This window comes from Microbacterium sp. UBA3486 (assembly GCF_002377845.1).
Taxonomy (GTDB): domain Bacteria; phylum Actinomycetota; class Actinomycetes; order Actinomycetales; family Microbacteriaceae; genus Microbacterium; species Microbacterium maritypicum_A.
Genome location: NZ_DFQP01000071.1, coordinates 1 through 2,596 on the forward strand (window position 1 = coordinate 1; position 2,596 = coordinate 2,596).

Genomic DNA, 2,596 nt, shown 5'->3' on the forward strand with positions numbered 1-2,596 from the left:
GCTCGGGCGGCCTCGCCGACGATGGCCTCCGCCGCCTCCCCGACCGCTGCGTCCGCCGTCGCCGAGCCGCTGTGGGCCGAGGCATCCGATCTCCTCGATGGTCTGGATGCACCCGAAGACGACCCGATCGAACTGCGTATCCCCCTCTCGGCAGACGAGCACGCGCGGCTGCGCGACCGCGCCGAAGCTCAGGGCGTCTCGCTCGAAGAGGCGCTCCGCCGCCTGATCTGAGCCCAGCGACCGAGGCGTACACTCGCATCATGTCGACTCCCGCCCGCACCATCGGTCGCCTCTTCCTCGGCGCCTCCCTCGTCTTCGCGGGGGTCTCGCACCTCACGATCGCCCGCGAGGAGTTCCAGGCCCAGGTGCCGGAGTCGCTGCCGCTGGACCCCGACACCACGGTGCTCGCCTCGGGCGTGGCCGAGATCGCGCTCGGCTCCGCGCTGCTGCTGGCACGGCGCCGCCGACGTGCGGTCGGCACGTTCGCCGCCCTGTTCTTCGTCGCTGTGTTCCCCGGCAACGTGGCGCAGTGGATGCACCACCGTGACGGATTCGGGCTCGACACGGACATGAAGCGCTTCGTCCGGCTGTTCTTCCAGCCCGTGCTCGTCGCGCTGGCCCTGTGGTCGACCCGCGAACCCCGACGCTGACTCACGCCACGCCCTCTCCACCACCAGAACGCTGACCCTCCGCGCATGACGGGTCCTCCGAGCTGCGGTCCGTAGACTCGGCTGATGACGGAATGGGTGGTGACGCAGCGGTGAAGGCCCGCACCGTCTTCGGCCTGCTCCGCCTCGGCGCTGCCGCCGTCTGCCTGGTCGCACTCATCCATCGACTCGCCTGGGGACTGGCGTCGAACACCATCGCGAGCCAGAACTTCTTCGCATATCTGACCAACCAGTCGAACATCGCGTTCGTGGTGCTGCTGAGCATCGCGGGGGTCATCGCCCTGCGCACGGCTCGCGATCCGCGCTGGCTCACGGTCGCCCTGGCGCTCGTGCTGACCTGGACGATCACCGCCGGACTCGTGTTCGCCATCCTGGTCTGGCAGGCCGGCATCCGCGGCATCCGCATCGATGTCCCCTGGTCGGATCAGGTGCTGCACTTCTGGCTCCCCGCCGTGACGGTGGCAGCGTGGGCGCTGGCCCCCGGACACCGCTCCGTCCCCTGGCGGGTGATTCCGGTGACGCTCGCCTACCCGGTGATCTGGGGTGTCGCCACCATGATCCGCGGGCCGCTCATCGGCTGGTATCCGTACTACTTCCTCGACCCGCGACAGGTGAGCGGCCCGATGGAGTTCATCCTCTCGTCGGCGATCGCTCTCGGCACCTTCGCCGCGGTCGCCACCGTCCTCGTGCTCGTCAGCCGCATGCCGCTGCCGAGACGACTGCGCGTGGACGTCGACGCGAGCTCCGAGACCCCAACACCCGAGCAGGCGCCGATCGGTGAACGTATCGGTCAGACGTAGAGGGCCAGCGAGGCGAGGGCCGCTTCGATGGCCTCGTCCTCGTCGAGCTTCGCGAACTCGGCGGCCGCGGCACCTCCCACGATGCCCACGAGCACGTTCTCGCCGGTCGCGGGTCGCAGGTTGATCCAGGTCGGGATCACCACATCGGCGCCGACCGCGTGCCAGATCGCCTCTTCGTTCTCCCAGAACGGCTCGTCCCACCGCAGCCACACGGTCTCGATCGCGCCCATGCCGAGGGCCGACACCGCACCGCGGTTGGAGAACGGCAGGGGTGGGTCGAACTCGATGCTGCGGTCCTGGAGCACACCCAGCGGCACGGTCACGAGCACACGGTCGAACGACAGCGCCTCTCCGGTACCGAGGCGCACGCTCACTCCGGAGTCGTCGTACGCGAGGCGAGCGACCGGGGAGTTGAGCCCCACCTTGACGCCGTCCAGGGCCTGCTCGATGAACGGCGTGACGTCGCCGGTCGCCGCCTTCGGGTCTCCTGTCGGCAGTGGCGGCGCGAACCAGCTGGACAGTTCGTCGGCTCCGGCACCGGTGCGGGCGGCGAGGATCGCGAGCAGCGCAGTCGTCGCGGGGTCGGCGGTATCGATTCCGGCGGCGGTCAGAGCATCAGCCACCGAGGAGTCTTCGGGCGCGGCCTGTGCCGTCGTGATCGCCGCGTCGAAGGGCTGAGGGTCGACCGGGTCGACAGCTCCGTCGGGTCCGCGCCAGATCTCGCCGGCCAGTTCGACGACGCCGACCTCTCCCTCGCTCATCCGGTCGAGCACGTCGGCGTCGTCTGGGCCGAAGAGCCAGGCGCCGAGCTGCACCGGCACGGGCCACGATTCGTCGACGCGGGAGTAGACCCGCCCACCGACGCGATCCCTGGCCTCGAAGACCGTCACCTCCAGCCCTCCCTCGGCGAGCAGAGCGGCAGCGGTGGCTCCGGCGAGCCCTGCGCCGACGACGGCGACACGCTCTCCCGAGGTCGCCGGGATCAGGAGTTCCTCGGCCGCGCGCGCACCGGAGCCGATCGCGCCGCGCACCGTTCCGGGAGCATCCTCATCCGTCGCCTCCCCCGCGAAGAACAGGCGCCCGTCGACGGGCTTCCCCAGCGCGAGGCGCGTGCCGGCCAGCACGCCT

At 70.6% G+C, this 2,596-nt stretch carries 3 protein-coding genes and 1 pseudogene; 3 read left to right on the plus strand and 1 reads right to left on the minus strand.

The window, feature by feature from the left end; genetic code table 11:
* From B2869_RS10035 to B2869_RS10045, 3 genes and pseudogenes are all read left to right on the plus strand, one after another.
* A pseudogene (locus tag B2869_RS10035) lies at positions 1 to 231 on the plus strand (ribonuclease HI); the annotation flags it as partial.
* Between the two features lie 29 nt (positions 232 to 260).
* On the plus strand, positions 261 to 650 hold the full coding sequence (locus tag B2869_RS10040) for a DoxX family protein (protein ID WP_292765848.1): 390 nt from the start codon (positions 261 to 263) through the stop codon (positions 648 to 650).
* A gap of 92 nt (positions 651 to 742) precedes the next feature.
* Complete coding sequence (locus B2869_RS10045) at positions 743 to 1,468, plus strand: Pr6Pr family membrane protein (protein ID WP_021198400.1); 726 nt, start codon at positions 743 to 745, stop codon at positions 1,466 to 1,468.
* Here B2869_RS10045 and B2869_RS10050 read toward each other — a convergent pair.
* On the minus strand, positions 1,459 to 2,596 hold a 1,138-nt coding region (locus B2869_RS10050), incomplete at its 5' end, for a flavin monoamine oxidase family protein (protein WP_292765852.1). The two genes, B2869_RS10045 and B2869_RS10050, sit on opposite strands and share 10 nt — an antisense overlap.

Bases quoted from the DNA above. Each gene is read 5' to 3' on its own strand.
- B2869_RS10045 (WP_021198400.1), top strand. From the start codon at position 743: ATGGGTGGTGACGCAGCGGTGAAGGCCCGCACCGTCTTCGGCCTGCTC.
- B2869_RS10040 (WP_292765848.1), top strand. From the start codon at position 261: ATGTCGACTCCCGCCCGCACCATCGGTCGCCTCTTCCTCGGCGCCTCC.